The 26,855-nt window shown below is 70.9% G+C and carries 23 protein-coding genes and 2 pseudogenes; 3 read left to right on the plus strand and 22 right to left on the minus strand.

Annotation, left to right across the window (positions count from 1 at the left end; all coding sequences use genetic code 11):
* Position 1: 1 nt before the first annotated feature.
* Together A5714_RS12720 and A5714_RS12725 are read right to left on the minus strand one after the other, a co-directional pair.
* Positions 2–1,225, minus strand: a complete 1,224-nt coding sequence (locus tag A5714_RS12720) for an FAD-dependent oxidoreductase (protein WP_068285614.1) — start codon at positions 1,223–1,225, stop codon at positions 2–4.
* Between the two features lie 31 nt (positions 1,226–1,256).
* Positions 1,257–2,858, minus strand: coding sequence for an arylsulfatase (locus A5714_RS12725; protein WP_068069280.1), 1,602 nt, complete (start codon positions 2,856–2,858; stop codon positions 1,257–1,259).
* A gap of 112 nt (positions 2,859–2,970) precedes the next feature.
* On the opposite strand from A5714_RS12725, the gene A5714_RS12730 reads away from it, so the two are divergent.
* Positions 2,971–3,990, plus strand: a complete 1,020-nt coding sequence (locus A5714_RS12730) for a nitronate monooxygenase (protein ID WP_068285617.1) — start codon at positions 2,971–2,973, stop codon at positions 3,988–3,990.
* 5 nt (positions 3,991–3,995) lie between these two features.
* On the opposite strand, the gene A5714_RS12735 is transcribed toward A5714_RS12730, so the two are convergent.
* The 10 genes and pseudogenes from A5714_RS12735 to A5714_RS12770 all read right to left on the minus strand — a co-directional run bounded on the left by A5714_RS12735 (position 3,996) and on the right by A5714_RS12770 (position 14,049).
* The gene (locus tag A5714_RS12735) at positions 3,996–4,808 is read right to left on the minus strand and encodes a class I SAM-dependent methyltransferase (RefSeq protein WP_197513675.1); all 813 of its coding nucleotides are present in this window, start codon (positions 4,806–4,808) and stop codon (positions 3,996–3,998) included.
* Positions 4,805–6,073, minus strand: coding sequence for an amidohydrolase family protein (locus A5714_RS12740; RefSeq protein ID WP_068285621.1), 1,269 nt, complete (start codon positions 6,071–6,073; stop codon positions 4,805–4,807). The genes A5714_RS12735 and A5714_RS12740 overlap by 4 nt, the downstream gene beginning before the upstream one ends.
* Positions 6,074–6,494: 421 nt before the next feature.
* Positions 6,495–7,268: a class II aldolase/adducin family protein gene (locus tag A5714_RS12745; protein ID WP_068285623.1), complete on the minus strand. Its 774-nt coding sequence runs from the start codon at positions 7,266–7,268 to the stop codon at positions 6,495–6,497.
* Positions 7,255–8,874, minus strand: a complete 1,620-nt coding sequence (locus tag A5714_RS12750) for a class I adenylate-forming enzyme family protein (protein ID WP_068285625.1) — start codon at positions 8,872–8,874, stop codon at positions 7,255–7,257. Before A5714_RS12750 ends, A5714_RS12745 begins: the two co-directional genes overlap by 14 nt.
* An 86-nt stretch (positions 8,875–8,960) precedes the next feature.
* A complete protein-coding gene (locus tag A5714_RS26130; RefSeq protein ID WP_156671080.1) occupies positions 8,961–9,278 on the minus strand; it encodes a hypothetical protein in 318 nt (105 codons plus the stop codon).
* 74 nt (positions 9,279–9,352) lie between these two features.
* On the minus strand, positions 9,353–9,865 hold the full coding sequence (locus tag A5714_RS12755) for a hypothetical protein (RefSeq protein ID WP_068285627.1): 513 nt from the start codon (positions 9,863–9,865) through the stop codon (positions 9,353–9,355).
* Entirely contained in the window at positions 9,858–11,216 is a 1,359-nt protein-coding gene (locus A5714_RS12760) for a molybdopterin-dependent oxidoreductase (RefSeq protein WP_156747293.1), read from the minus strand. The genes A5714_RS12755 and A5714_RS12760 overlap by 8 nt, the downstream gene beginning before the upstream one ends.
* A gap of 101 nt (positions 11,217–11,317) precedes the next feature.
* A pseudogene (locus A5714_RS25370) lies at positions 11,318–11,428 on the minus strand (oxidoreductase); the annotation flags it as partial.
* Between the two features lie 93 nt (positions 11,429–11,521).
* A complete protein-coding gene (locus A5714_RS12765) occupies positions 11,522–12,934 on the minus strand; it encodes an acyl-CoA desaturase (RefSeq protein WP_068069258.1) in 1,413 nt (470 codons plus the stop codon).
* 17 nt (positions 12,935–12,951) lie between these two features.
* Positions 12,952–14,049, minus strand: a complete 1,098-nt coding sequence (locus A5714_RS12770) for a ferredoxin reductase (protein ID WP_068285629.1) — start codon at positions 14,047–14,049, stop codon at positions 12,952–12,954.
* Between the two features lie 275 nt (positions 14,050–14,324).
* Here A5714_RS12770 and A5714_RS12775 point away from each other — a divergent pair, with 275 nt between their 5' ends.
* Entirely contained in the window at positions 14,325–15,176 is an 852-nt protein-coding gene (locus tag A5714_RS12775) for a DMT family transporter (protein WP_068285631.1), read from the plus strand.
* Between the two features lie 5 nt (positions 15,177–15,181).
* On the opposite strand, the gene fadD1 is transcribed toward A5714_RS12775, so the two are convergent.
* The 9 genes and pseudogenes from fadD1 to A5714_RS12820 all read right to left on the minus strand — a co-directional run bounded on the left by fadD1 (position 15,182) and on the right by A5714_RS12820 (position 24,229).
* Positions 15,182–16,780 (minus strand): fatty-acid--CoA ligase FadD1, encoded by a 1,599-nt coding sequence (gene fadD1 / locus A5714_RS12780; RefSeq protein WP_068285633.1) that lies wholly within the window; start codon positions 16,778–16,780, stop codon positions 15,182–15,184.
* 4 nt (positions 16,781–16,784) lie between these two features.
* A complete protein-coding gene (locus tag A5714_RS12785) occupies positions 16,785–18,395 on the minus strand; it encodes an NAD(P)/FAD-dependent oxidoreductase (RefSeq protein ID WP_231975881.1) in 1,611 nt (536 codons plus the stop codon).
* Positions 18,392–19,312 (minus strand): alpha/beta hydrolase, encoded by a 921-nt coding sequence (locus A5714_RS12790; RefSeq protein ID WP_068285657.1) that lies wholly within the window; start codon positions 19,310–19,312, stop codon positions 18,392–18,394. The genes A5714_RS12785 and A5714_RS12790 overlap by 4 nt, the downstream gene beginning before the upstream one ends.
* A 68-nt stretch (positions 19,313–19,380) precedes the next feature.
* Positions 19,381–19,782 carry a Zn-ribbon domain-containing OB-fold protein gene (locus A5714_RS12795; protein WP_082959716.1) on the minus strand — a complete coding sequence of 134 codons (402 nt, stop codon included), beginning with the start codon at positions 19,780–19,782 and terminating at the stop codon, positions 19,381–19,383.
* A gap of 5 nt (positions 19,783–19,787) precedes the next feature.
* Positions 19,788–20,990 carry a thiolase family protein gene (locus A5714_RS12800; protein WP_068285635.1) on the minus strand — a complete coding sequence of 401 codons (1,203 nt, stop codon included), beginning with the start codon at positions 20,988–20,990 and terminating at the stop codon, positions 19,788–19,790.
* Positions 20,987–21,430, minus strand: a complete 444-nt coding sequence (locus tag A5714_RS12805; RefSeq protein WP_068285638.1) for a MaoC/PaaZ C-terminal domain-containing protein — start codon at positions 21,428–21,430, stop codon at positions 20,987–20,989. The genes A5714_RS12800 and A5714_RS12805 overlap by 4 nt, the downstream gene beginning before the upstream one ends.
* Before the next feature lie 7 nt (positions 21,431–21,437).
* Positions 21,438–21,937: pseudogene (locus tag A5714_RS12810) on the minus strand (MaoC family dehydratase N-terminal domain-containing protein).
* Entirely contained in the window at positions 21,934–23,031 is a 1,098-nt protein-coding gene (locus tag A5714_RS12815; protein ID WP_068285640.1) for an acyl-CoA dehydrogenase family protein, read from the minus strand. The pseudogene A5714_RS12810 and the gene A5714_RS12815 overlap by 4 nt, the downstream one beginning before the upstream one ends.
* Before the next feature lie 19 nt (positions 23,032–23,050).
* Complete coding sequence (locus A5714_RS12820) at positions 23,051–24,229, minus strand: acyl-CoA dehydrogenase family protein (protein WP_068285642.1); 1,179 nt, start codon at positions 24,227–24,229, stop codon at positions 23,051–23,053.
* Between the two features lie 231 nt (positions 24,230–24,460).
* On the opposite strand from A5714_RS12820, the gene A5714_RS26630 reads away from it, so the two are divergent.
* Positions 24,461–24,625, plus strand: a complete 165-nt coding sequence (locus tag A5714_RS26630; protein WP_197502805.1) for a hypothetical protein — start codon at positions 24,461–24,463, stop codon at positions 24,623–24,625.
* Between the two features lie 12 nt (positions 24,626–24,637).
* Here A5714_RS26630 and A5714_RS12830 read toward each other — a convergent pair.
* Positions 24,638–26,855, minus strand: a 2,218-nt coding sequence (locus tag A5714_RS12830; protein WP_068285646.1) for an ATP-binding cassette domain-containing protein, incomplete at its 5' end; no start/stop codon positions are given.

Consider the following 26,855-nt stretch of genomic DNA (forward strand, 5'->3'; position numbering starts at 1 on the left):
GTCAGCGGGGCGGCCGGCGGGCGAAGGCCGGCGCATGCTCGGGGCGGACGCCCACCCCGACGAAGTACGCGGGGACCGCGGACAGCCACGGCAGCCGTCGCAGCGCGGTGAACAGGACGGCCGGGGGCACCGGGGCGGATCCGCGGAACAACCGCCTGAGCAGGGCGGCCTGCAGCACCCGCTGCACCGCCTGCGTCACCGCGGCCGGGAAGGCCCGGCGGCGGCGGACGGCCGCCAGATCGCGGTTGGTGACCCGCCCGCGCAGCAGCGGCTCGGCGAGGATCGTGGCCGCGGCGACGGCGTCCTGGATGGCCAGGTTGATGCCGACACCGCCCAGCGGTGACATGGCGTGGGCGGCGTCGCCGATGCACAGCAGGCCGTCGGTGTGCCAGCGGCGCAACCGATTCACGCGGACGTCGAGGTGTTTGACGTCGTCCATGGACTGCAGCGCGGCCACCGAGGCCGGCATGTCGGGCAGCAACGCGGCGAGGTCCCGGCGGAACGCCTCGAGGCCCCGCGCGCGCAGCTCGGCGTCGGTGCCCTTCGGCCCGATGTAGGCGATCTGGTTGTAGTCCTCGCGGGGTATCACTCCCAACGCCTTGCCCCGGCCGAGGCGCGGCAGAAAGGAGTGCTCGGTGGTGCCCTCCCTCGGTAGCTTGAACCACCAGACGTCGAACCCGACCGGGTACTCGCGGGCGCGCAGGCCGGCCTCGCGGCGCACGACCGACCACCGGCCGTCGCACCCCACCGTCAGGTCGGCCCGCAACTCGCCGGGTCCGTCGTCGCCCACATAACGCACGCCGGTCACCCGGTCGCCTTCGCGCAGCAGGCCGGTCACCTCGGTCCGCATCCGTAAGCTGAAAGACGGCTCGGCTCGGGCGGTTTCGGCGAGCAGATTGAGTAGATCCCATTGGGGCACCATCGCGATGTACCGGTGCGGTAGGTGGAGACGCTCGAAGTCCAGATAGGTCACCGAACGCCCACCCGATTCGAAGGTGCCCCTACGCAACGGGCTGTAGGGCAGTGCGGCGAACCGCTCCCCCAGGCCCAGTTCGTCGAGGAGCCGCAGCGTCGTCGGATGCACGGTGTCACCGCGGAAGTCCCGCAGGAAGTCGCCGTGCTTTTCCAGCAGGGTGACAGCGACGCCCGCCCGGGCCAGCAGCAACCCGAGGACCATTCCGGCCGGGCCGCCGCCGACGACCGCGCAGGTGGTTGTCTCGCTCATCAGGCTCCCAGCTTAAGCGGTGGACCGGCCGTTAACGTTCGGCCTCGAACACCGACACCGGCTCCAGCAGCACGCCGGTGTCTTCGACGTACCGGTCCCACAGCTCCAACAGCTCGGCCAGCTTGTCGGGCCGAGCCTCGGCCAGGTCGTGCACCTCGCCACGGTCGGCCGACAGGTCGTAGAGCTGCCAGGCGCCGGTCCCGTGCGGCACGGGCAGGTACAGCGCCTTCCAGTCACCCTGTCGAATAGCGCGGCGCCCGAACAACTCCCAGCCGGTGCCGGTGTCGGCGTCGTGCACCGTGTCGACGCTCCCCGACAGATAGTCCACTAGCGATCGACCGCGCATCGGCGCCACCTCGCGCCCCCGGTAGGACGTGCCGGGGTGCGCGGCGCCGGCCAGTTGCAGGATCGTCGGGGCGATGTCCATGACGGTGCTGAACGCGGTGCCGATCTCTTGCTGCCGGGCGAAACCCGGCCAGGTGACGAAGCCGGTCACCCGGATTCCGCCTTCGGTGGTGAAGGCCTTGTGCAACCGCGACGGCGCCGTGGCGGCTTGGGCCCACCGCGGCCCGTACCAGATGAACGAGGAGGGCTTGCCGAGGTTGTCGAGGCTGTTGTCGCAATGCTTTTCGATCTGAGCGGCGATCTGCGCCCCGCGCAGTGGCATCGCCTCGACGATAGCGCCTTCGGCACCGTTGTCCGACAGGAAGATGACCACGGTGTTGTCGAGCTCGCCGGTCCGTTCCAGGTAGTCGACGACGCGGCCGACGTTGTAGTCCATCCGGTCGACCATGCCGGCGTAGACCTCCATGCTGCGGGCCGACACCGCGCGCTGCTCGTCGGTCATGTCGGCCCATTCCGGGGCGCCGTCCGCGACCACCGGATGCGGCTCGACGTCGGGCGGGCACAGGCCCAGTCGCTTGAGCGCGGCCAACCGTTCGTCGCGCAGCGCGTCCGGGCCCTCGTCGTAGCGGCCCCGGTATTTCGCGATCGACTCCTCCGGCGCCTGCAGTGGCCAGTGCGGCGCCTGGAAGGGCAGGTAGGCGAAGAAGGGGCGGTCGTCGTCGGGGGACCGCTCGTCGAAATACCGCAACAGGGTGTCGGCGTAGGAGTCCGACGAGTAGAAGTCGTCACCGACGGTGACGAAGTGATCGTCCTCGGTGTACAGAGTCGGCACCGGCGAGAAGCCCCGCGCCGCCGAGCCGCCGTAGTGACTGGCGCCGGCGGGCAGCAACGCGAACGAACGCTCGAAACCCCTTGCCCACGGGGAGGTTTCGAGGGTGTGGCCCAGATGCCACTTGCCCGACATCAGCGTCAGGTAGCCGGCGTCGCGCAACAGTTCCGGCAACGCGACGACTCGGTCGTTGAGATAACCCTCGTAGCCCGGCGCGCCGCGGAACGCCGGCCCGGCGACTTCGAGCATCGTGCCGATGCCGGCGATGTGGTGGTCGGTCCCCGTCAACAGCATGGCCCGGGTGGGCGAGCAAGCCGGTGCGGAATGGAAGTCGGTGAACCGCACCCCCGCGTAGGCCAGCCGGTCCAGATTGGGCGTCTGGATCTCGGCGCCGAACGCGCCTAGGTCGGAATACCCGAGGTCATCGGCGACGATCACGAGGAAGTTGGGTCGTTTCACGGTCAAGCATCCTGCCAGGTCCGGGTGCCGGGTGGAATGCTGGCGCGGCGGCGCGCCGTTATGGTCAAGGCGGCGCCGCCCGCGCCGCCTCCAGCGTCGAGAGGACGACCAGATGTTGGCACAGTTCGGCATGTCCATGCCGCTGATCGCCGCCCCGATGTCGGGCGGCCCAACCACGCCCGCGATGGTGTCCGCCGCCCATCGCGCGGGCGGCCTGGGCCTGCTCGCCGCCGGGTACAAGACCGTGGAGGCGGTCGAGACGGAACTCAAAGCCGTTCGCGCCGAGGGAATCCCGTACGGAATCAACGTGTTCGCGCCGAACCCGCTGCCGGTCGACCCTGGTGCGTACCGGGACTACGCCGCGATCATTCAACGCGAGGCCGAGCAGTTCGGCTTGACGCTGCCCGCCGACCCGGTCGAGGACAACGACTTCTTCGACGAGAAGATCGCGCTGTTGCTCGACGACCCGGTGCCGCTGGTGTCGTTCACCTTCGGCATTCCGCCGGGCACGGTGATCGCCTCGCTGCGCCGGGCCGGCAGCGTGGTGGCCCAAACCGTCACCACGGCCGAGGAGGCTGCGCTGGCGCACGAAGCCGGCGCCGACATGCTCGTCGTGCAGGCCGCGACCGCGGGCGGGCACTCGGGGACGCTGTCGCCGCGGACACCGCTCATGCCGGTGCCGATCGCCGAGCTCGTACGGCGCGTGACCGCGGCCGTGCCGTTGCCCGTCCAGGCCGCGGGCGGCCTGGCGACGCCGCAGGCGGTGGCCGAGGTGATCGACGCCGGCGCCAGCGCCGCCGTCGTCGGCACGGTGCTGCTGCGCGCCGACGAGAGCGGCGCCTCCGCAACGCACCAGGCGGCGCTCACCGACCCGGCCCGCACCGAAACGGTGCTGACGCGGGCGTTCACCGGCCGTCCCGCCCGCGGGCTGCGCAACGCGTTCATTGACGCCCACGAGGCGCAGGCCCCGTTCGGGTACCCCGCGCTGCATCACCTGACCAGCCCGCTGCGCAAGGCCGCGGCCGCCGCGGGGCAGCCCGACCTGGTGCACCTGTGGGCGGGCACCGGGTACCGGCACGCCACCGCGGAACCAGCCGCCGACATTTTGCGTAGGTTGGCGTCCGCACTCTGACGGCTCTAGAAGCGAAAACGGTTGAGTACGTCGTAGTGGCGGGCCGTCGCCCACATCGAACGGTAGATCAATCGCACGGGCGCTGACGGGATGCGTTGCCAGCCGGCCAGCGCCGGCGACCGCTGCACCAGGCGTAGCCGCGGGTCCCACGCCTCGATCGCCCGCGCGTCGGCGAGGCCCCATTTGACGATGCCCCGGGTGAAGAGCCTCGACAGTCGCGGGGCCCACGGCGAGAGGGTGTCGAACAGCATTTCCCCGCCGCCGAACCGATCGGCCAGGCGACACAGCAGCCGGCGCACCTGATCCTCGGCGAGGTACATCAACAGGCCCTCGGCGACCACGAGGGTGGGCCGTCCGGTCGGCACCGCGTCCAGCCAGGCCCTGTCGGTCACCGACGAGCCGATCATCCGGTAGCTGTCCGTGTCGTCGTAGAGCCGGCGGCGCAGCGCGACGACGCCCGGCTGGTCGACGTCGAACCACAGGACCGAGGCCGGCACGTCGAGCCGGAAGGCGCGGCTGTCGAGTCCACAGCCCAGGTGCAAGACCACCGCGTCGTGATGACGACCGAGGAAGGCGGCCGACCAGTCGTCGAGTTGTCTGGCCCGCAGGGCGACCAGATACTGATTCGACACCGGCAAGGTCGTGCGCCGGATCCGCGCGAAGTCGTAGTCGATCCGATCCACGGCCGCGGCGGCCGCCGTATCCCCTAAAATGGGCTTTCTCGAACGACTTTCGTATGCTCGCAGGTACAGCGTCACCAGGTTGGTCCACTCCACCGAACCCCACGCAACGGAGCTGAAGTCGACGGTGCCCATCAGAAGGCGTCGGGATCGCGCTGCACGGCGACCGGCACGGGGTGTTGGTAGAGCCGAGAGGCGTTCTCCCACGCAAACTTCCGGATCACGTCGGCCGGCAGGTCACCGATCTGTTCGTGCAGTGACTCTTGGGTATGCGGCCAGGTGGAATCGCAGTGCGGGTAGTCCGACTCGAGCATGATGTTGTCCACGCCGATGCGGTCGCGCTGCACGAACGACGACTTGTCCTCGACCGCGCAGAACCAGAAGTTGCGCGTCAACACCTCGGCGGGCGAGAGGGATTCGCCGAGGCGTTGCCAGGTGCCGTACATGGCGTGGTAGCTGAGCATGTGGTCGAGACGATCGAGAAGTCCTGCCACCCAACCGATTCCGCCCTCTGACAGGCAGATCCTGAGGTCCGGGAATCGGCTGGGCAGCCCGGAGTACAGCCAGTCGACCGCCGCGGAGATCGCGTAGGCGAAGAACAGGACGCCCTGGACGTCGGGCGGTGCGTCTTCGGTCGTGGCCGGGGACGAGCCGGACGACCCGATGTGCAGATTCACCACAGTGCCGGTCTCGGCGCACGCCGCCATCATCGGATCCCAGTGACCGGTGTGGATGCTCGGCAGACCGAGCATCGCGGGGTTTTCGCTGAACGAGACGGCGCGAAAACCGCGTTCGGCGTTCTCGTAGATGAGCCGCGCGCCGATCTCGGGATCGAGCAGCCACGGCAGCTGGCACGGGATAATGCGCTCGGGATAGGGCCCGGCCCACGCCTCGAGGTGCCAGTCGTTCCACGCGCGGACACAGGCCAACGCCAGGTCGCGGTCGTGGGTGACCTGCTGTAGGCGCTGGCCCGCGAATCCAGGCAGGAAGGACGGGAAGTTGAGCGAGGCGTAGACCCCGTTGAGGTCCATGTCCTTGACGCGTTCGTGAATATCCCAGGCGCCCCTGCGCATCTCGTCGAACCGGACCGGTTCGAAGCCGTACTCCGCGACCGGCCGTCCGACCACCGCATTGAAGCCCACGTTGGGCAGTTCATGGCCGTCGTACACCCAGGTCTGGCCGCCGGACTCGGTGTCGACGACGCGCGGGGCGCGGTCGGCGAAGCGCCGCGGCAGGCGCCCGGCAAAGGTGTCCGGGGGTTCGACGATGTGGTCGTCCACCGAGATCACCGTGTAGCGGCGCTGCGCCCGGGGTGGGTCGGGCAGGAAGCTGACCGAGCGGTCCGCACCGGTCTTGGCGGTGGTGAAGTTGAGATTCGCGGCCAGGTCGTCGATGGATTTCATACGTCACTTTCCTCGCCGGGCGGCGCCACTGCCTCGGCCCTCTCTCGGGGCCCCACGCGAAGTGCCCGCCTCACAGCGACAACCGCTCGGGTCGCGCGGAGCGCCGGTCCGGCCTCGGGCGGCCTGGCCGGTGCAGATTCCCCCGCGCCGGTCCGGCCTTGAGTGGCCGGTCCGGCCTTGGCTGGCCGGTCGACCCCGCCCGGTCCGATCGGCCCTGCCTCGGCCAACGCCTGCTTGCGCAACCATCGGCCCTCTCCGGGGGCACGACGCAAAGTGCCCGCCTCACAGCGACGACCGGGGCCGGGTCGCGCGGAGCCGCGTCGTTGTCGCTGTGAGGCGGGCGAAAAGCCAAATGGTCCCGGCCCGGTGTCCGAGCCCGGCAGGCCCGGTGGCCGAGCCCACGCGGCGCGGGACCCAGCGCTCACGTCAGCACCTCGGGGTCGCCCTTGATGGTCATTCTGGCCGCACCCGCCCAGTACACGTCGGCGGCGCGTTCGATCAGGGACCGCTGCACACCGACCAGGTCCGCCCAGTTCATCGGCACCGGCTCCCGGCCGGTCAACAGCACGTCGTAGGCCAGCTTGCAGACCCGTTCGATCGAAGCCGCGCGGTACACGGCCTCGGGCAGGCTGCGGCCCGTGGCGATGACGCCGTGGTTGGCCAGGATCGTCACGTTCGCGCCGCCGATGCGAGCCGCGAGCTCGGCGGCGCGGGCGGGGCTGTCGATCTCGCCGTCGTAGCTGTCGACCAGGCACAGGTCGTCGAGGAACAGGGCACCGGTCTGGTGCACCAGTTCGGGCAGCCTGCCCAGGGCGGCGAGCACACAGACGTAGTACGGATGGTTGTGGATGACGACCCGGGCGTCGTCGCGGACGCGGTGCAACTCGGTGTGGATGTGGATGGCCGGGGTGACGTCCCACCGCCCGCGCACCACCCGGGCTTCGCTGTCCACCTCGCAGATGTCGGAGGCGGTGAGTTCCTGCCACCACAGGCCCCACGGATTGACCAACAGGTGCGACTGGCCGTCGCGCTGCCAGGTGATGTGCCCGGCCATGTTCTCGGCGAACCCGATGGCGGCCAGGTGCCGGAAGGCCACTGCAAGCGCCTGCTCGTTGGACAGCTCGACCCCGATGGGGGGCACCACCGACGGCGCCCACACCTGCAGGCCGCCCCGTCGCACCTCACGAGCGCTCATTACTACCCTCCGCCCTGGACCGAACATCTTCCCGCAGAACGCCTTTGGCGATCTTGCCGCCGGATGACCGGGGCAGTTCGTCGAGCACGACCAGCCGTTCCGGCAGCAGTTCCTTCGAAACACCCAGGGCCAACAGGTGTTCCACGAGACCGGGTAGCTCGAGCCGGCGGCCGTCCAGGAGTTCGGCGTACAGACACACTCTTTCGCCGAAGACCGGGTCGGGCATCGCGACCGCCGCCGCGAGTGCGACGTCGGGATGCGTCATGACGGCGTCTTCCACCTCGGACGCGCTGATGTTCTTGCCGCCCCGCACGATGAAGTCCGAGGTGCGCCCGGTGACGCGCAGGTAGCCCTCGGCGTCGATCTCGCACAGATCGCCCATGCGCATCCACCCATCCCGGGTGAACAACTTGTCGTGGTCGGCGCCGCCGAGATACCCGAGGCTGGTCGCCGGACCGCGGCACGCCGGCTGCCCCCGGCCCGTGTCCGTGACGTCGCGCTCCCCCTCGAAGAGCCGCACCGCCATCTCGGGGACGATCCGCCCGCCGGTGCGCAACCGGCGATCGCGCGGATCGGTCACGGTGGTCGCGCTGAGCATCCCGGTCTCGTTGGAACCGTAGAACTGCAAGATGGTCGAACCGGTAAGCTCTTCGAACTCGGCGGCCGGCCGGTACGGCAGGGCCTCGCCGCCGGTGAGCACCACCCGCAGCGAGCTGAGGTCGAAGTCCCGCGTAGCGGGATCGGCCATCAACATCGTCAATTGGGTGCTCACACAACACAACACGCTCACCTTGTGTTCGGCGATGGCCTCGCACGCGGCGCGCGTGCCGAACCGCTCCAACAGCACGGCGGTGGCACCGAGGTGGATCGGGGTGGTGTGGCTGGTCCAGATGCCGAAGCCGAAGGGCGTGGGGATGACGGGCAGGAACACGTCGTCGGACGTCAACTCGCCGTTGGCGACGGCCTTTTGGTGGAAGTAATACCAACGGTTCTGGGTGTGTACGACGCATTTCGGCAACCCGGTGGTGCCGGAGGTGGAATTGATGAGGAAGACGTCGTCGGGCCCCAACCGCGCCGCGCCGCGCACTGCCGCGGGCCGCGCCTCGACGCTCAGCCGCAACCCCGCGCCGTCGCGGTGCAGCACCAGCGGCCGCGGCCCGTCGTCGCCGGCCGCGGCCGCGGCCGCGTCGCGGCGCGCGGGATCGCTGATCAGCAGCGCGGGCCGCGATCCCCGCAGGATGGCGCCCACTTCGCGGGTGCCGGCCCGCGCGCCGACGCCGACGACCACCGCACCGCACCGCTCGACGGCGACGAACAGCACGTGAATGGCCGCGGCGTCGCCGTGCCATACCGCCACCCGGTCACCGCGGCGGACACCGAGCCCCGCCAATTGCTCCGCCAACGACGTTGCGGCGCGGTCGAATTCGAGCCAGGTCAGCGAGTGGGCGGGATGGTCGACGTACGCGGGGCGCTGCGGAGACAGTTCGGCGTTGCGGTGCACCGCATCGGAGAGCGTCGCGTCACTCCACCACCCCGCGGCGCGGAAGCGGGTGACATCCTCGTCGGAGAAGGCCGGCGAGCCCGCGGTCAGCCCACCGGCGCTCATGCCCACATGATAGGACGCCGGGCGGGCGAAATCGGCGTACTCGCACGCCCGCCCGGAAAAGGCGCGGGAGGTTGGGCTCGGCCCGGCTAGGGGTTCTGCGGATCGGGGGCGGGCGCGCTGCGCGGCGGCTGGCCGGCGTCGTTCGGCGGGTGCGGGCGCGGCTGGTGGCAGTTGCGCGTGCATCCACAGTTCAAGCCGATGATGCAGCCGCCGCCGCCAGCGGGCCGCACGGGCAGCGCGCCGCCCGGGCTCGGGGGCGCCGGCGGCGCGGGCGTCGCTCCCGCCGAAGCGGCGACGAGCGGTCGAGCCGCCACGGCCTCGTCGAGTGACCATCCCCCCGCCAGGACCAGCGCCGCCACGGATGCGGCCACCGCGGCCGCCTTTCGGGTTGTCCGGCTAGTCATGAACTCCATGGTAGGGACTGCTCAGCAGCGTGGCCGCAACCCTGCGGTGAATCGGCGCACATTTAACACAGCCGTCAAAGCCCGGTGCGGCGGGCGGCGAAGGCCGCGGCCGCCACGCGGATTGCGTACATCGCGGCGCTGAGCCCGAACATCGCCGCGGTCAGCAACAACCAGCGACCCAGGAACGGGTCCTGGGTGTGCCCGGTCGCGGCCCGATACGTGCCGGCTCCCTGGCCGATGATGCCGGGCAGGAACACCAGGAGCGTCAGCCCCGCGCCCAGCGCGGGTACCCGCAGGTGGTTCAGCACCGGCACACGGGGCGCAGGGCCGCCCGCCGGCGCGGCACGCGGACGCGGCAGCAGCCGGTCGGCGAGCGCATAGGCAGGGAACAACACCAGATCGTGGGCGACCACGGCCGCGGCGAACCACACCACGATCGACTGCCACCACACGTGCGGGTTCCACAGCGTCGCCGGCTGAACGGTAACCACGACGTAGCCGAGCAACGCCAACCCGCTGAGCGCGGTCAGCAGGTGCAGCGGATGCGCCCCGTAGAGCCGGGCGAAGCGGGTCAGCGGGCTAGGCATCGCCGCCGGCCCGGAAGTCGATCGCCGCCACCCATTTGGTGTTGTGCACCCCCGGCAGCGCCGGCACGATGATGCGGGCGGGGAAGCCGTGATCGGCCGACAGGTCGGCGCCGTTGACCCGCAACGCCAACAACGCGTCCGGGTGCAGCACCTGGTTGCCCTGCAGGGCCGCGCTCGCGAACGCGCCGCCGCGTTCCAACGACGACACGCGCGCGGACCGCGGCGCGGGGACGCCCGCCAGGCGGGCCAGGTCGGCGAGTCGGACGCCGCTCCACGTTTGGGTGGTCGACCAGCCCTCGACGCAGGCGATCGGCAGGACCGCCGCGTGCTGGGGCATCGCGAGCAGCGCGGCACGGTCCAGGACCACCCCGCGGCGGCCCCCGCTGAGGGCGAGGCGCCAACGATCGCCGGTCCACGCGGGGTTGATGCCGGCCGCCGCCGCGGTCCGGTTGATCGGGAAATCATCGGTCGCGTCCCCCCGGCCGCGCCCGCGCGGCAACAGCAACGCGGCCTCGCGGGCGTAACCGCCGAGGGTTTGGCCCGCGGTGATGACCGCGACGAAGACCGCACCCCCGCCCACCAGCGCGAGCGCGCCACGGCGGCTGATCGTTGCGGGTCCGGGGTGCTGCGCCACCAGGCCGTCGGGCTCCCAGGGCTGCGGTCGGGTGTCGCCCGGCCCGGCGCGGAGCACGTCGCGCAGCGCCAGCGACCGCAGCCCGTCCCACATGCGGGGGATCTTGAGCGCGATGTGCACGAGGAACCCGGCGATGAACACCCAGGCACCGAAGTAGTGGGCCGTGTAGAAGCTGAACCCGAAGATGTAGTCGTACTGGATGTTGAGCACCCCGGTGACGATCTCGAACAAGATGCCGCCCACCAGCGTCAGCAGCGAAAGCCGCTCCAGCAGTTGGGCGATGGACCGCACCGGTGGCCAGACGAAGAGCTTGGGCAGCACCGACCACAGCTTGGCCAGCACCACCGGGATCAGGATCAGGCCGAGGCCGACGTGCACGCCCTGGGTCAGGCGGTACAGCCACGCCGGGCGGGTGGGCCAGTCGAACGTCGGCAGCTTGAGCCACCCGACATCGGCGGGGATGGCCTGGCCGAGCCGCGGCCCGTAGGCGATGTAGGAGAGCAACCCGGTGAGGATGACGACGGGCAGCGCCACTAGCAGGGTCGCGCCGAAAACCGAGGTCAGCCACGGCCCGCGCAAGGGGCTGCGGAAGCGCTGCGCCAGTCGGACGCCCGGCGGCGGATGCTGGTCCAGCAGACGCCACAGCCGCGCGGGAAACCCGTAGCCGCCGCAATCGCCCGTCGGCTCGGTGTCGGATTCCCCGGAGCGGTCCATCATCGATGATGATCCACGACGCATCGCGGCAACCGGTTCAGGCCTCGCCATCGGGATCGCCGATGCGCTCGATCAGCCATCCCGATGACCACCGCGTCCGGGTGCTAGCCCTGGACGGTCGGGCGGATGGTGATGTCCCCGATCTCGACGTCGTCGGGTTGCTCGATGGCGAAGGCGATGGCCCGCGCCACGGCCGCCGGCGGCAGCCCGAAGTCGCTCATGTCGCGCCGGATGCGCTCGCGCAGCGCCGCGTCGTCGATGCCGCTCACCCGCAACAGGCTAGTGGCCCCGCCGCGAATGCGTGGGCGTCAGTCCTTGCCGCGCGGCGGTGGCTGCACCTCGACGCCGCCGGAGCCGTGTTCGGGCCCGGCCGCCGGGTGCTCGGCCGGCACTCGGTCGCGGAAGCGGGTGCCCTCGCTGGGGCGTTCCGCGACGGGCTGGGCGCCCGGGCTGCGGTACGGTCCCGGCTTCGGCCGGGGCTTGCCGCCGGGGAACGCCAGCCGAAAGATGCTGCGGTGCACCATGAGCCATTGCTTGCCGAAGCGGCCCGAGTTGTAGGGCAGCTCGTAGCGTTCGCAGATGTCCTTGATCTTGGGGGCGATCTCCGAATAGCGGCTGCTGGGCATGTCGGGGTACAGGTGGTGCTCGACCTGGTATCCGAGATTGCCACTGATGACGTGGAACAGCGGGCTGCCGTCGATGTTCGCGGCGCCGAGCAGCTGCCGCACGTACCAGCCGCCGCGGGTCTCGTCCTCGACCTCCTCCTGGGTGAAGGTGTAGGTCTGGTCCGGGAAGTGGCCGCAGAAGATGATGGCGTGCGCCCAGATGTTGCGGATCAGGTTGGCGACGGCGTCCGCGCCGAGCGTGCGCAGGTAAGTGCTTTCCACGCCGGGCATGGTCTTGTCGAGGAAGTCGGCGACCGTGCGGGCGCGTCCCTTGTTCGACACCCGGCGCAGCCGCCGGGCCAGGCGGGACTCGGCCGGCTGGTCGATGCGGCCGCGCAGGGCCAGCTGGGTGAGGGCGAACGCGCCCGCGCTGATGGCGGGCCAACCCAGGTAGTCCTTATAGATCTGCGCGCGGGCCTTAACGCCGATGCCCCGCAGATCCTTGCGCACCTCCGACCAGGGCTTCTCCCGCTTGCGGATGGCGTCGATGTCCATGTCGTGCACCGCCACGCCCCACTCGAAGAGCAACGTCAGGAGCAGGTTGTAGATCGGCTGGAAGAGGTAGCGCGGCGCCCACTTCTGGGCGGGATCGATCCGCATGATCTCGTAACCGAGGTCCTTATCCTTGCCCAGGATGTTGGTGTAGGTGTGGTGGATGTAGTTGTGCGAGTGCTTCCAGGATTCGGCGGTCGACGCGGTGTCCCAGTCCCACACCGAGGAGTGGATGTCCGGGTCGTTCATCCAATCCCACTGGCCGTGCATGACGTTGTGGCCGATCTCCATGTTCTCCAGGATCTTCGCCATGCCGAGGCAGGCGGTGCCCAGCGCCCACGCGGTCTTGGACCGCGACGCCAGGAGCAACACCCGACCCACGACCACGATTTGGCGTTGGGTGGAGATGACGGTCTTGATGTAGCGGCGATCCCGCTCGCCGAGGTCGGCGAACACCTCGTCGTGGATCGCGTCCAGCTCCTTGCCCAGCTTCTCGATTTCTTGCTCGGTGAGGCGGGACAGTGGGCTGTCGCCCCGCGTCGACTTCTTCACGGCGCTGGTCATGTGCCGCTCCTTTCCTTCTACAGTTCGAGTTCGACGTCGCCTTCGGCGGTGTTGATGCAGATGCGGACGTCCTGTCCGGTCGGTTCGGTCACGTCGCCCGAACGCAGGTCCCGCAGCCTGCCGGACTTCAGGGTGCCGACACAGGTATGGCAGATGCCGATCCGGCAGCCGTAGGCGAGATTGAGACCCGCGTTCTCACCGGCCTCCAAAATCGACGTGCCGCCGTCGCATTCGACCTTTTTGTCGCTGTCGAGGAAGTTCACCTCGCCGCCCTCGCCGGCGTTGGCGTCGCCGCCGATCTTGGGCTGGAAGCGCTCGAAATGCAGGCGGTCGCGGTCGCCGTTATGCTCCCAGTGTTCGATCAGCGCGTCGAGCATCTCCTCCGGTCCGGAGCAGAACGCCTCCCGCTCCCGCCAGTCGGGGCACACCTCGTCGAGGTTCTCCGGCTTCAGTCGGCCCCGGTCGGAGGTCAACCGCAAGTCGAAGCGCAGCCCGTCGTGGCGGGCGTCCAGTTCCTCGAGGGCCTGCAGGAACATCACCTGCTCGCGGGTCCGCGCCGAGTGGATGACCACCACGTCGCGCATCTCGCCGCGGTGATCCAGGCTGCGCAGCATGCTGATGATCGGCGTGATGCCGCTACCGGCGCTGATGAACAGCATTTTCGCCGGCACCGGCTCGGGCAGCGTGAACACGCCCTCGATCTCGCTGAGCCGCACCAGGTCGCCGGGCTGGATGCGCTGCACGAGGTACGGCGATACCACACCGTTGTCGACCTTCTTGGGCGTCACGCTGATCAGGCCGTCCGCGGGCTCGGGGTCCGAGGTCAGCGAATAGGCGCGCCAGTGGTAGACGCCATCGATGACGACACCGAGGCGCACGTACTGACCCGGCTTGTGGCCCGGCCACTCATATCCGGGCCGGATCAGGACGCTGGCCGCGTCCGAACCCTGCGGCTCGACCCGCTCGACCTTTCCGCGCAGCTCCTTGGTGGTCCACAGCGGGTTGATCATCTCCAGGTAGTCGTCCGGCTCGAGCGGGCTGAACAACCGCCGCACCGCCCGCAGAAATAGCCGTCGCCCCCACGGGACATGCGGCTCTGCTCCCCGTTCCGCCATGCAGTCAGAGTACACAGATGTACACCGAAACTAAACACAATAGCGAATTTTGTTGTTGTTCAATGCTATTCGAGTCGCTATTGACGCAGCAAAGAAGCCCTATGCGTTCACTAGGCACGAGTGCAACGGGGCTGGGGCCGAATGTGGGCAAGATCGTACGCGGGCGTAACTGTGACGTAGCCCGCAGGGGCGGTGCCCAAACGTATGTTCAGCGGTTTCTCAGCCGAGAACCGGGCGGGGCACGCACGGCCGATCCGGCGCCTAGGGTTTGCACTGTGTTGATCGGCTTCCTCTTGGCCCTCGGCTGTTCGATCTGTTACGGCGCCGCGTCGGTGCTGCAGGCGGCGGCGACCCGTTCGGTCGAGGCCGGCAGTCGGTCGGGCGTCGACGCGGTCCTGCTGTTGCGAGCGGCCCGGCAATGGCGCTACCTCGTGGGCGTGGGCCTCGACGGTGCGGGCTTCGTCCTGCAGGTCGCCGCGCTGCGGCTGGTGCCGATCTACGTGGTGGCGGCCGCGCTGGCCGCGTCGATCGCCGTCACCGGCATCGTCTCGGCGTGGGTGCTGTCGGCGCGGCTGTCGCGCGCCGAATGGACGGCCGTGGCCGTCGTCTGCGCGAGCCTGGTCGTGCTGGCCGTGGCGGCCGGTCCCGGACACTTCCGGCACGCGCCGGCCGGCCTGGGTTGGGCGCTGCTGGGTGTGGTGGCCGTCCTCTTCGTCGGCGGGGCCGTCGCGGGTCGGCTGCCCGACCGGCCCCGCGCGCTGGCGCTGGGATTGGCCTCCGGCAGCGGCTTCGGGGTCATCGAGGTCGGGGTGCGCCTGATCGATGCGCTCGATCCCACCAAAGCCTCCTTCTACGCCAACCCCGCCCTGTATGCCGCCGCCGCGGGTGGGGCCGCGGGCTTCCTGCTGCTCACCTCGGCCCTGCACCGCGGCTCGGTGACGACGGCCGTCGCCGGCATGGTGGTGGGCGAGACGCTGGCTCCGGCATTCGTCGGGGTGGTGTGGCTCGGCGACCGGGCCCGCGACGGCCTGGGCTGGCTGGTGATCGTCGGCTTCACCGTGGCGGTGGCGGCGACGCTGGTGCTGGCGCGGTTCGGCGAGGCGCCGCAGCCCGCCGAGGCGGGCTGACGCGGTCAGGGTGTCGCCGCGACGGCGCCGTCGGGCACCACGGCGTACGCGGTGGCCCGCGGCGCGCGACTCCACAGCACGCCGCCCTGCGCGGTGACGCCCGCGGCGATCAGCGCGCGCTTGAGGATCTTGTTGGTGGCGGTGGTCGGCAGCTGGGAATTGATCCGCACGTAGCGCGGCCACGCCTTGGGCGACAGATCGGGTTGGGCGTGCAAGAAGCGCTCGAGGTCGGCCGGCTGCAGCGCGGCGCCGTCCCGCAACACCAGGGCCGCCATCACCTGGTCCCCCACCCGCTCGTCGCGGACCGCGTAGACGGCGACCTGCGCGATCGCCGGCAGCCGTTCCAGGACGCGCTCCACCGGCGCCGCCGCCAGGTTCTCGCCGTCGACCCGCATCCAGTCGGCGGTACGCCCGGCGAGGTAGACCCAGCCGTCGGCGTCACGGTAGGCCAGATCGCCGGACCAGTACATTCCGTGGCGAAGGCGTTCGGCGGTGGCGGCCGGGTCGTTGTAGTAGCCGACGAACGGGCCCGCCCCCTGGGTGTTCACCAACTCCCCCACCGCGTCGTCGGCGTTGATCAGCGCCCCGTGTTCGTCAAACCGGGCGACGGGGCATTCCCGCAGCGTTGCCGAGTTATACACGCTCACACCGGGATACGGCCTGCCGATGGAGCCGGGCGGCGTGCCGTCCTCACGGACCACGATGACCGCGAACTCGCTGGAGCCGAAGCTGTCCACCACGCGGCAGCCGAAACGCCGTGCGAATTCGGCGATGTCGCGGTCGTTGGCCTCGTTGCCGAAGGCCACTCGCAGCGTGTTGTCGGCGTCGTCGGGCCGCGCGGGCGTGGCCAGGATGAGCGCGAGGGGCTTGCCGACGTAATTGACATAGGTCACGCCGTAGCGGCGCACGTCGTCGAGGAAGCGGTTCGGCGAGAAGCGCGCCGGCACCATGGTGGCTCCGCTGCCGATCGCCACCGCCCACCCGGCGGCGACGCCGTTGGAATGGAACAGCGGCATCGCGAGGTAGCAGACGTCGGCCGCGGTGACGTCGTACTGGTAGATCAGGCTGGCGCCGCACATGATCGCCATCGCGTGCGCGAGCCGCACCACCTTGGGATCGCCGCTCGTTCCGGAGGTGAAGATCATCATGAAGGTGTCGCCGCCGACGACCTCGCGGTGCGCAAGCAACGCCGGCGCGCTCGCCACCGCCCGGGCATAACCCGGCCCGGCGACGTCGAGCACCTCGATGCCGTCGAGCGCCAGCCCGTCCAGCAGGGCGCGGTGCTCGGCATCCACCAGCAACAGCTGGCAGTCCGAGCGGCGGATGTCGGCCAACAGCCCCGCCCCGCGCCGCGTGGTGTTCAGGCCGCACAGCACGTAACCGCCGAGCGCGGCCGCGGCCATGGACCGCAGCATCGCCGGGCAATTGGGCAGCAGGGCCCCGACGTGCAGGGGCCGGCCGGGGTCGGCCAGGGCGATCAACGCGGCGGCCTCCGCCGCCGCCTCGTCGAGGTGCTCGCGCCACGTCCACACCCGGTCGCCGAAGGCCAGCGCCGCGGTGTCGTCGTCGCGGCGCTGCCGCAACAGCTGTTGAACCGTCTCCACGTCGTCACCGATCCGTCGCGGTGGTCAGGACCAGCCCGGCGTACCGGTGGCGTACGACGTCGTCGCAGTGCCGCCGGTAGGTGCCGAACCCGCCGGCGTAGGGCATGAAAACCCGCTTTTTGCCCTCGATGTTGGCGCCGAGGTACCAGGACGAGGCGGCCTTGGTGAACAGCGTCCGCTCGCCGGCCGCCGCGACGTGCTCGGTCCACGCATCGGCCGCGTCCCGGCGCGGTTCCACCTCGCCGACCCCCAGGCGACGGGCGGTCTCGATGACACCCATCACCCAGTCGACCTGAATCTCGGCGTGCAGCACCATGTTTGACAGCACCGAGGGGCTGCCGGGGCCGCTGATGGTGAACAGGTTCGGCAGGCCGGGCACCATCAAGCCGAGGAACGTCAGCGGGCCGTTGGCCCAGATGTCGCGCAGCCGGTCGCCCCGCGGACCGACGGGGTCGATGCGGGTCAGCGCCCCGGTCATCGCGTCGAACCCGGTGGCGAAGATGAGCGCGTCGCACGGATAGGTTGCGGCGCTGGTGCGCACCCCGTCGGCGGTGACCGCCTCGATGGGCTCGCGGCGCAGGTTGACCAGCCGCACGTTCGCCCGGTTGAACGTGGCGTAGTAGCCGCTGTCGGTGCAGATGCGTTTCGCCCCGATCGGGTGGTCGACGGGGGTGAGATCGGCGGCGACGGCCGGGTCGGCGACGATCTCACGGATCCGCTCCTCGGCGAACTCCCGGGCGACGTCGTTGGCCGCCAGGTCGCTGTTCTGGTCGGGGAAGGTCTTGCCGAACAGGACCCCGCCCTCGCGCCAGCGCCGCCACAACGCCTCCAGCCGCTCCTGCGGTTCGGTGTCGAGCGCATTGCGGTGATACGTGCCGTGGGGCGTGCCGGCCGCCGCGTACGCCGACACCCGCCGCCGCTCGGGATAGCGCTCCCGGATCTCCTGCTGCTCCTCCGGTGACCACGGCCGGTTGGGCATCGGGACGGTGTAGTTGGCCGACCGCTGGAATACCACGAGCCGCTCCGCCCGGGCGGCCAGGATGGGCGCGATCTGGATGCCCGACGACCCCGTGCCGATCAGCCCCACCCGTTTGCCGCGCAGGTCCGGGTCCTCGCGCGGCCAGTCGGCGGTGAAGTAGACGTCTCCCGCGAAGTCGTCGAGGCCGGCGATGCCGGGACGGTTGACCGCCGACAGGCACCCCGTCGCGCACACCAGGAAGTCCGCGCCGTAAACCTGGCCCGCGGCGGTGCGGACCCGCCAGCGTCCCCGCTCGAAGGCGGCGGCCACGACGTCGACGCCGAACCGGTAATGGCGGCGCAGGTCGAACCGGTCGGCCACGTGGCAAAGGTAGGCCAGGATCTCCGGTTGCGCGGCGAAACGTTCGCTCCAGGTCCAGCTCTGCTGCAGCGTCTCATCGAAAGAGTAGGAGTAGTCCACGCTTTCGACGTCACAGCGGGCGCCCGGATACCGGTTCCAGTACCAGGTGCCACCCACCTCGGGGGCCGCGTCGACGCCGATCACCCGCAGCCCGGCCGACGCCGCCCGGTGCACGGCGTACAGGCCCGCGAAGCCGGCGCCGATGACGAGGACGTCGCTTTCCGGTGTCTCGGTCACGGCGCCACCTTTCGGGATCCCAGCAGCTCGGCGATGTCTGCGCAGACCAGGTCGCGCGCCGAGGCCGCGGGCGGGAAGGACGGAATCGTCATGAAGCCGTGGAAGAGTCCCGGGAAGTCGCGGTGCACGACGGCGACGCCGGCCTCGCGCAGCCGGCGCGCGTAGTCGCAGCCCTCGCTGTGCAGCGGGTCCAGCCCGGCGGTGACGATCACCGCGGGCGGCAGCTGTGCGTGCGACTCCGCCCGGGCGGGCGCGACCAGGTAGGGCGGGTCGAAAGCGGGTTCCGGGCCCAGGTATTGGCGCCAATACCACTGCATGGCGGCGCGGGTATTGAAGTACCCGGTGCCGCAACGGCGATAGCTGTCGGTCTCGAAGGAGGGATCGATGACCGGGTACAGCAGCAGCTGCGCGGCCGGCCTGGCGACGTCGCGCTCGCGGCACAAGATCGCGGTGACGGCGGCCAGGTTGCCCCCGGCGCTGTCACCGGCCACGGCGACCCGCGCCGGATCCACGCCCAGTTCGCCGCCGTGACCGACCACCCAACAGAACGCCGAGAACGCGTCGAGCGCGGCCGCCGGAGCCCGGTGTTCGGGGGCGAAGCGGTAGCCGACCGACACCACGACGGCCTGGCTGCCGCGGGCCAGCGCGCGGCAGAAGCCGTCGTGGGATTCGATGTCGCAGAACACGAATCCGCCGCCATGGCAGAACACGATCGCGGGCCGCTGACCGGGCGCGCCGTGCGGCTGGTAGATCCGCACCGGGATCTCACCGGCGGCACCGGGAACCAGACGGTCCACGGTGCTGTGCACGTCGTCGACGTTGCCGGCCGGGGCGTGCCGTTCGGCCACCGCGGCGCGGGCGGCCGCGCCCGACATGTCCTCGACGCGCGGGAAGCCGTCGTTCAGGCGGCGCAGCATCGCCTGCACGGCGCCGCCGATCGGGTCGTCGGCGTCGTCCGGGCCCTGCGCCCGCTGCGGCGGGTCGCTCATGCCGGCCGATACCTCAGTAGCGTGATCCCTTCTCCGGGCAGATCGTAGAACACCGGCTCGACGCGCATGCCGATTGCGACCGCGTCGGGGTCCGCGTCGACGAGCTCGGTGCTGAATTTCGGGCCAGCGTCCCACCGCACCACCGCCGGCAGTTGCGGCACCGCGTCGGCCCACGGCGGCCCGGTGGGCCGGCGGGCGACCGTGTAGGTGTACAGCGTTGCGGCGCCGTCGATTTCGCGCCACTGGAGATCGTCGGCCAGGGTACCGGGGGCCAGGGTGCGTGGGTAGAACACGTAGCGCCCCAGCGACGGCGAGAACTGGACCAGGATGCGGCGCTGGGTCAGGCCGTCCCAGAAGGGCCGGGACACGGGCGTGGGTTGGGGTACGGGCAGGTTCACCTCGGTCAGTCCCCCCGCATCAGCAGCGCGACCTGCTCGCTCATGATGCCCCCGGTGCCGCTGACGAACGCGATGTGGCAGTCCGGGACCTGGGCGGCGGCGGCGCGACCCATCACCTGGCGGGCGCCGTCGACCACGTGATGCATGCCGCCGGCCATGCCGGCCTGCCCGAACGACAGCTGCCCGCCCGCGGTGTTGACCGGGAAGTCGCCGCGATGGGTCAGGTCGTGGTCGGTGACCCACGACATGCCAGCGCCCTTGGCGCAGAAGCCGGCGTCCTCCAGGCTCATCAAGACGGTGATGGTGTAGCAGTCGTAGAGGGAGGCGACGTCGACGTCGGCGCGCCCCAGCCCGGCCATGGCGAACGCCCGCTCGGCGGCCCGCGCTATCGGGGTGCGCAGCAGGTCGTCGGCGTAGGTGGGTGTCTTGAACGCGAGGTGTTCGCCGAAGCCGGTGATCCAGACCGGGCGGTGCCGGGCGCGGCGGGCGAGGTCGGCGTTGGCGATCAGCACCCCGGCTCCCCCGTGCACCCGCAGCACGGTCTCCAGCAGGTGGATGGGGTCGGCGATCATCGGGCTGGCCAGCACGTCGGCCACCGTGAGCGGCGTGCCGTGGAACACCGCGCCTGGGTGCGCGCCCGCGTTGGTGCGCTGGTCGACGGCGATCTTGGCGAGGGCGGCCGGGTCGTAGCCGAACTCCGCCGCGTAGCGCTGGGCGATCTGCGCGTAGGGCGCGTTCTGGCCGACGTTGCCGTACGGGATCTCGAACTCGGCCTGCGGTGAGCCATACGTATTCGACGACGCCCCAAACCAATTGGGCGGGGGTGGCGGTGACGTCGACGGCTGCGGCAGGGCCGCCGACCCGGGCACGACGGCCAGCGCCGCGTCGCAGGCGCCGAGTTCGACGGCGGCGGCGGCGCGCCACACCATGCCCGCCGCAGTCGCCCCGCCGAGGTCCACCCGCTCGCCGAAATCCATTGGCATTCCTAGGTATTCGCAGAGCGTCGCGGGCGCGAACAGCGCCGACTCGGCGATGCCGTGGGTGAGCAGGCCGTTGACGCAACCGGGGTCGACGCCGGCGTCCTCGATGACCATCTTCGCCAGCAGCGCGTACTGGTCGAGGGTGAACGACGGGGCCCCGGCCGGCCGCTTCGCCGCCGGGAGCTCGGCGATGCCGACGATCGCGGCTTCGCCGCGCAGGCCGGTCATGCCGGCGCCCCGCGGCGCGGCAGCTCGACGGTCGCCGTTCCCGGCATCAGCACGGTCTGCGCGCGGCGGCCCGCGATGTCGAGGTCCACCAGGCCGGCACCGCCGTCGGCGAGACGCTTGCCGGTGATCTCGCCGCCGAAGCTCAGCGCCTGGCCGGGGTGGGCGATGGCCCGGTTCTGCACCGAGAAGGACACCAGCCGCCCGCGGCCGCCGATCCAGTCCCCGATCGCGCGGGCCAACAGCGCCGCCTGCAGCGGCCCGTGCACCAGCACATCGTCGTACCCTTCGACCTCGCGAGCCCACTGCTTGTCGTAGTGGATTCGGTGGCCGTTGTAGGTGGCGGCGCTGAAGAAGAACAACTGCGTCTCGTCGGCGGTGACCGTGAGGGTTGGGATGGTCTGCCCGATCCTCACGTCGTCGTAGTACACCTGATCGGTCATGGCGGTCCTAGGGGCGCGCGATCATCGACGTGGCCGCCTCGGCGAGCAGCTCACCATGCTGGTTGCGGTAGGCCGTGTGCCAGGTCACCAGCACGAAAGCGCCTGAGCGGCCTTGCTTTTCAACGATCGAGGCGATGGTGCGCACCATGTCGACCGCGTCACCGTCGTAGGCCGGCAGGTGGAAGGTGAAACTCTCCCCGCCGGCCATCCGTTTGGGGGCGCGCGGGAACGCCAGGCCGCCCGAGATCGCCCCGGAGGAACCGTCGGGTCGCAGCGCCGTCAGGGGGGTTCGCTCAGGACGGCGTACTGCAGGAACAACGGCGGGCAGACGATGTCGCGGAATCCGTTGGCCCGGGCGTAGTCCGGGTCGAACCACAACGGGTTGTCGTCGCCGACGGCCGCCGCCCAGCGCTGCCAGTCGCGCCGCTGCACCTCGCCGGTCGCCGTTGCGGCGACCGTGCCGACGCGCGACGCGGATTCGGGGTCGATCAAGGTCTTGTCGGTCACCGGCGCTCCAGTTCGGCCATGCTGTCCTCGAGCCAGCCCGCGGCGACGTCGGCCCCGCCGCCGAGCGTCGAGCCGAGCCGCACCCGTTCGCTCCACAGGTGCAAGTCGGTTTCGGTGACGTAACCCATGCCGCCGTGCAACTGGTGGGCGTCGCGGGTAATCAGCCGCGCGGCCGTGGCCGCGTGCATGCGCGCGATCGCGGTCTCGCGGGTCGCGGTGCGCCCCTTCGCGATCCAGAAGACCGCGCTGTGGGCGGCCAGTCGCGCGGCTGCGAGGGCGATGTGCATGTTGGCGATCAGGTGCTGGGCGGCCTGGAAGGACGCGATGGGCCGGCCGAATTGGTGGCGCAGCGAGGTGTATTCGACGGTGCGCTCGAGCACCGCCTGCGCGGCGCCCACCAGGTCGAGTGAGCCCAGCGCCACCGCCGCGTTGGCCACCCGCCGCAGCGCCGGGGCACCGGACAGCGGCGGCCCCGCTCGGACGTCGTCGAAGCGCAGGGTGAACGCCCGGTGCGCGCCGGCCATGGCGAGCGGCTCGGCGGTGAGGCCCGGTGCCGGCACGTCGACGACGAACACCCGCGTGCGGTCACCGTCCGCGGCGGACACCACCACGACGTCGGCGACGTCGGCGTCGGCGACGTAGTCCGCGGTCCCGGTCAGCCGCCCGCCTTGCGCGACGCGCAGCGGCGGCGTGACGTCGGCCGCGTCGCGGGGGTTGGCCAGCGCGGTGGTGGCGCGGGTGGCTCCCGACGTCAAGGCGGGCAGCCACGCCTCCTTGTCGGCCGGGGAGCCCAGCGTGTCGATCGCCAGCGCGGCCTGCACGCTGGCGTGCACCGTGGTGGGGCACAGCGCGCGGCCGGCCTCGGTGTAGAAGGCGGCGAGGTCGGCCAGCGAGCCGCCCGACCCGCCGTACTCCTCGGCGATCCCCAGCCCGAACACGCCGGCGTCGGCGAGCACCTTCCACAACGCCGGTGAGCGCCGGTCGGCGCCCGGTTCGTGCAGGCCGCGCACCGCGCTCACCGGGTTCTCGGCCGCGAGTAGGGCGCGCAGCGACGCGGCGAACTGACGCTGTTCGGCCGTGGGGATCGCTTTCATCGGCGGCGCGGGTATCCCGTCAGCGTCCGTAGGAGGGCAGGCCGTGCCCCCGTTGGGCGACGATGTCGCGCAGCACCTCGTTGGTGCCCCCGCCGAAGCGCATCAGGGGCGCCGCCCGGTAGAGCCGCTCGAAGGTGCCGGCGAGCGGCGCGGCCGGGTTGCGGTGCGCCAACAGCCCGTCGGGCCCGAGCAGGTCGAGCGCCAACTCCGCGATGCGCTGGCGCAACTCGCTGGTGAATATTTTCTCGACGCTGACCTCGACGGTGGGGATGACGCCGTCGTCCAGGATCGACGCGGCCTCGTAGCCCATCAAGGTGGCGACCGCCACGTCGGCCTCGGCCTGCGCGAGCCGGCGGCGCAGCGACGGGCTGTCGGCCGGCACCGTCCGATCCCGGCGCGGCGTGCCCGCCAGCCGGCGCAGCTCGTCGACGGCGCGGCGCAGGTCCCCCGGGTTGGTAAGCGCGCCGCGCTCGAGGTCCAGCGCCCCGGTGATGTACGTCCAGCCGCGGTTGACGTCACCGATCAGGTTGGTGACGGGCACCCGCACGTTGTCGAAGTGCACCTCGTTGGTGCGGTAACCCGACCAGGCGTACAGCGGACGGATCTGCACGCCGGGGCTGTCGATCGGCACGATGACGACCGAGAGGCCGCGGTGCCGGACGGCGTCGGGATCGGTGCGCACGCACAGCCATTCGTGGGTGGCGCGGTGCGCGCCGCTGTTCCAGGTCTTGGTGCCGTTGATGACCCAGTGGTCACCGTCGCGGGTGGCGCTGGTGCGCAGGCTGGCCAAGTCGGTACCCGCGTCCGGCTCGGAATAGCCGACCGCGCAGACCATCTCGCCCCGGGCGATCAGCGGCAGCCAGTCGCTCTTGTTGCGTTCGGTGCCGTGCCGCATGATCATCGGCGCCACCGAGGTCACCGTGAGGTCCGGCCCGGGCACGCCCCAGTACTCGAACTCGCTCATCAGCAGGTGCAGGTGGACCGCGCCCAGCCCCAGTCCCCCGTATTGGCGCGGCCAGTTCAGGCCGAACCACCCTTTGGCGCCGATCGCGCGCCGAAAGCGCGCCACCTCCCCGCCCGGGTATTCCAGGTCGTGCTCGGCCAGTTCGGCGCGCAGCTCGGCGGTGACGTGCTCGTGCAGGAACTCGCGGACCTCGCCCAGCCAGGCGCGTTGCTCGTCGTTGAGCTCAAAGTCCATCCGGGCCTCACCTTTCACGGGGCAGCGTCAGCGTAACGCCGCGGCGAGATCGCGCCCGGGATTTCGCGGCATCGCGCCGGGTGGCCGGCAGCGCGCACTGTAAAGGCGCTGTCAAACTCCCGTTAAAACGCCTCGGCGGTCTCGCAGTCCGGGGTGGGGGCTGCGAAGATGCTCCAATCGGCCGGTCGACGCGGACAGGCGTTGCGCCCCGTCCAGCCAGAGGGAGAGACCATGCCCACTGTTGAGATGCGACTCCGTGAAGAGCTCCGCGGCTACGCCGTCGAGCTGCGGCAGCTGGCCTACACCCTGCCCCTCGGCGTCGGCGAGCACGACCTGCTGCAGCTGTCCGACCGGATGCGGGCGGCGGCCGACCAGGTGCTGCGCAAGGGGGCCTGACGCACGCGGCGCTCAGCCGCCTTTCAGCCGGATCCTCCAGCGCACGAAGCCGAGGTAGCCGGCGCTGATCAGCGCCAGCATGCCGATGTCGAACCACCAGGCCCCCGGCGTGTGATGCCAGTGCGAGTCTTTCGGCGTCAACGGGCCGGGCACCAGCTTGATGAGATCGGCGGTGGAGGCCGAGGCCGCGAACCCCCACCGTGCCGGGGTTACCCACGACATCTGGTCGAGTCCGACGCGGTTCGTTACGGGGATCATCCCGCCCGAGAACACCAGCTGCGACATGACGGCGACCACGAGCAGCGGCATGATCTGCTCGTTGGACTTCGCGATCGCCGACAGGGCGAGGCCGAGCATCGCCGAGGCGACGCAGGTCAGCGCGATGTCGGCGAACAGCTCGAGCGCCGGCTTGCCCAGGGCCACGGCGCCCTGGGTCGGCGCGCCCTTGCCGATGACCGTGATGACGGTGACGATCGCCGACTGGACGATCGCGAACACGGTGTACACGCAGACCTTCGCCAGCAGGTACGCGGAGGTGGACAGCCCGACCGCCTGCTCGCGCAGGAAGATGGCGCGCTCGCCGATCAGGTCTCGGATGGTCAGCGCGGTGCCCATGAACACGGCGCCGACGTTGAGCAGCACCAGGATCTGGCCGGGCTCGTTGGGCGCCGCGCCCATCGGGTTGGGGATGCCGAACCCGACATCGCCGGGCACCGACATCGACAGCGATCCCATGATGAACGGCAGCACCGCGAGGAAGACGAAGTAGCCGCGGTCGGAGACGATCAGCCGCATCTGCCGGCGGGCGATCGTGGAGAACTGCCGGAACAGGCTGGTGTGCGACGGGTCGCCCAGCTCGGCCGGTTTCTCCGCGGGCGGCGGGGGCGGCGGCGGCCCGGTCCGCGCCAGGTAGCGCGCCTGCGCGCCGTCGGGGTCGTTGGCGACGCCGCTGAAGATGTCCGCCCAGTTGGTGGTGCCCATGGCGGCGCCGATCTGGCTGGGCGGCCCGCAGAACGCGGTCTTGCCGCCCGGCGCCAGCAGCAGCACCTGGTCGCAGACGTCGAGGTAGGTCAGCGAGTGGGTGACCACCAGCACCACGCGCCCGGCGTCGGCGAGCTGGCGCAGCATGGTCATCACCTGCCGGTCCAGCGCCGGGTCCAGGCCCGAGGTCGGCTCGTCGAGGATCAGCAGCGACGGGCCGGTGAGCAGCTCCAACGCCACCGAGGCCCGCTTCCGCTGCCCGCCGGACAGCTTGTCGACCCGGGTGTGCAGGTGCTTGGTCATCTCGAGTTCCTCGAGCACCCGCGCGACCACCTGCGCCCGGTCCTCCTTCGTGGTGTCGGGCGGCAGGCGCAGCTCCGCGGCGTACATCAGCGCCTGCTGGACGGTCAGCTGACCGTGCACCACGTCGTCCTGCGGGACCATCCCGATGCGGCTGCGCAACGAGGCGTACTCGGCGTGGATGTTGTGGCCCTCGAAGGACACCGTGCCGGTGGTCGGGTGGGTGTAGCCGGCGACCAGCCGCGCGAAGGTCGACTTGCCGGCGCCCGACGGGCCGATGACCGCCGTGAGCGTGCCGGGCTGCGCGGTCAGCGAGATGTTGTCCAGCAGCGTCTTGGTGGTCTCGATCGTCCATGTCACGCCGCGCACGTCGAGGCCGCCGGTGCGGGTGGCGGTGGCGGCCTGGTCGCGGCGGGCCAGGGTGCCGCCGTGGAAGACGAGGTCGATGTTGCCGATCGTGACGACGTCGCCGTCGTGCAACAGGGCGGAGTCGACGCGGGAGCCGTTGACGAAGGTGCCGTTGATGCTGCGGTTGTCGTGGATCTCGGTGCCGTTGGGACCGGGGATCAGCGTGGCGTGGTGGCGCGAGGCGAGCACCTCGGGGATGACGATGTCGTTGTCGTTGGCGCGGCCGATGGTGATGGCGCCGGGCGTCGATTCCAGCGCCTTGCCGGGCCGCAGGATCTTCATCATCGACGTCGCGAGCACCGACGAGTCGCCCCCGATGCGGCCCGTCTGCAGCACCGCGGGCTCGGCGGTGGTGGGGGGCGCCGCCGCGCTCGCCGAGGCCGTCGAGCGGTAGATCTGCGGCGCGTGCTGGGGCCCGCTGGGCGGCGCGTGCTGCGCCCCCGTGGGCGGGGCGGCGGGCGGGCCGCCGGTCGGGTACCGGGGCTGCGCTTCATGATCAAAGCCGAGATGCAGCAGGTGAAGGTGGTCAACTTCCTGATGC

It is taken from the genome of Mycobacterium sp. E2462, from assembly GCF_001672685.1.
Taxonomy (GTDB): domain Bacteria; phylum Actinomycetota; class Actinomycetes; order Mycobacteriales; family Mycobacteriaceae; genus Mycobacterium.

Coding starts and splice junctions, on each gene's coding strand:
- A5714_RS12720 (WP_068285614.1), bottom strand. CDS start 1,225: ATGAGCGAGACAACCACCTGCGCGGTCGTCGGCGGCGGCCCGGCCGGA.
- A5714_RS12730 (WP_068285617.1), top strand. CDS start 2,971: ATGTTGGCACAGTTCGGCATGTCCATGCCGCTGATCGCCGCCCCGATG.
- A5714_RS12740 (WP_068285621.1), bottom strand. CDS start 6,073: ATGAAATCCATCGACGACCTGGCCGCGAATCTCAACTTCACCACCGCC.
- A5714_RS12745 (WP_068285623.1), bottom strand. CDS start 7,268: ATGAGCGCTCGTGAGGTGCGACGGGGCGGCCTGCAGGTGTGGGCGCCG.
- A5714_RS12750 (WP_068285625.1), bottom strand. CDS start 8,874: ATGAGCGCCGGTGGGCTGACCGCGGGCTCGCCGGCCTTCTCCGACGAG.
- A5714_RS26130 (WP_156671080.1), bottom strand. CDS start 9,278: ATGACTAGCCGGACAACCCGAAAGGCGGCCGCGGTGGCCGCATCCGTG.
- A5714_RS12755 (WP_068285627.1), bottom strand. CDS start 9,865: ATGCCTAGCCCGCTGACCCGCTTCGCCCGGCTCTACGGGGCGCATCCG.
- A5714_RS12760 (WP_156747293.1), bottom strand. CDS start 11,216: ATGATGGACCGCTCCGGGGAATCCGACACCGAGCCGACGGGCGATTGC.
- A5714_RS12765 (WP_068069258.1), bottom strand. CDS start 12,934: ATGACCAGCGCCGTGAAGAAGTCGACGCGGGGCGACAGCCCACTGTCC.
- A5714_RS12770 (WP_068285629.1), bottom strand. CDS start 14,049: ATGGCGGAACGGGGAGCAGAGCCGCATGTCCCGTGGGGGCGACGGCTA.
- A5714_RS12790 (WP_068285657.1), bottom strand. CDS start 19,312: ATGCTGCGCCGCCTGAACGACGGCTTCCCGCGCGTCGAGGACATGTCG.
- A5714_RS12800 (WP_068285635.1), bottom strand. CDS start 20,990: ATGACCGGCCTGCGCGGCGAAGCCGCGATCGTCGGCATCGCCGAGCTC.
- A5714_RS12805 (WP_068285638.1), bottom strand. CDS start 21,430: ATGACCGATCAGGTGTACTACGACGACGTGAGGATCGGGCAGACCATC.
- A5714_RS12815 (WP_068285640.1), bottom strand. CDS start 23,031: ATGAAAGCGATCCCCACGGCCGAACAGCGTCAGTTCGCCGCGTCGCTG.
- A5714_RS12820 (WP_068285642.1), bottom strand. CDS start 24,229: ATGGACTTTGAGCTCAACGACGAGCAACGCGCCTGGCTGGGCGAGGTC.
- A5714_RS26630 (WP_197502805.1), top strand. CDS start 24,461: ATGCCCACTGTTGAGATGCGACTCCGTGAAGAGCTCCGCGGCTACGCC.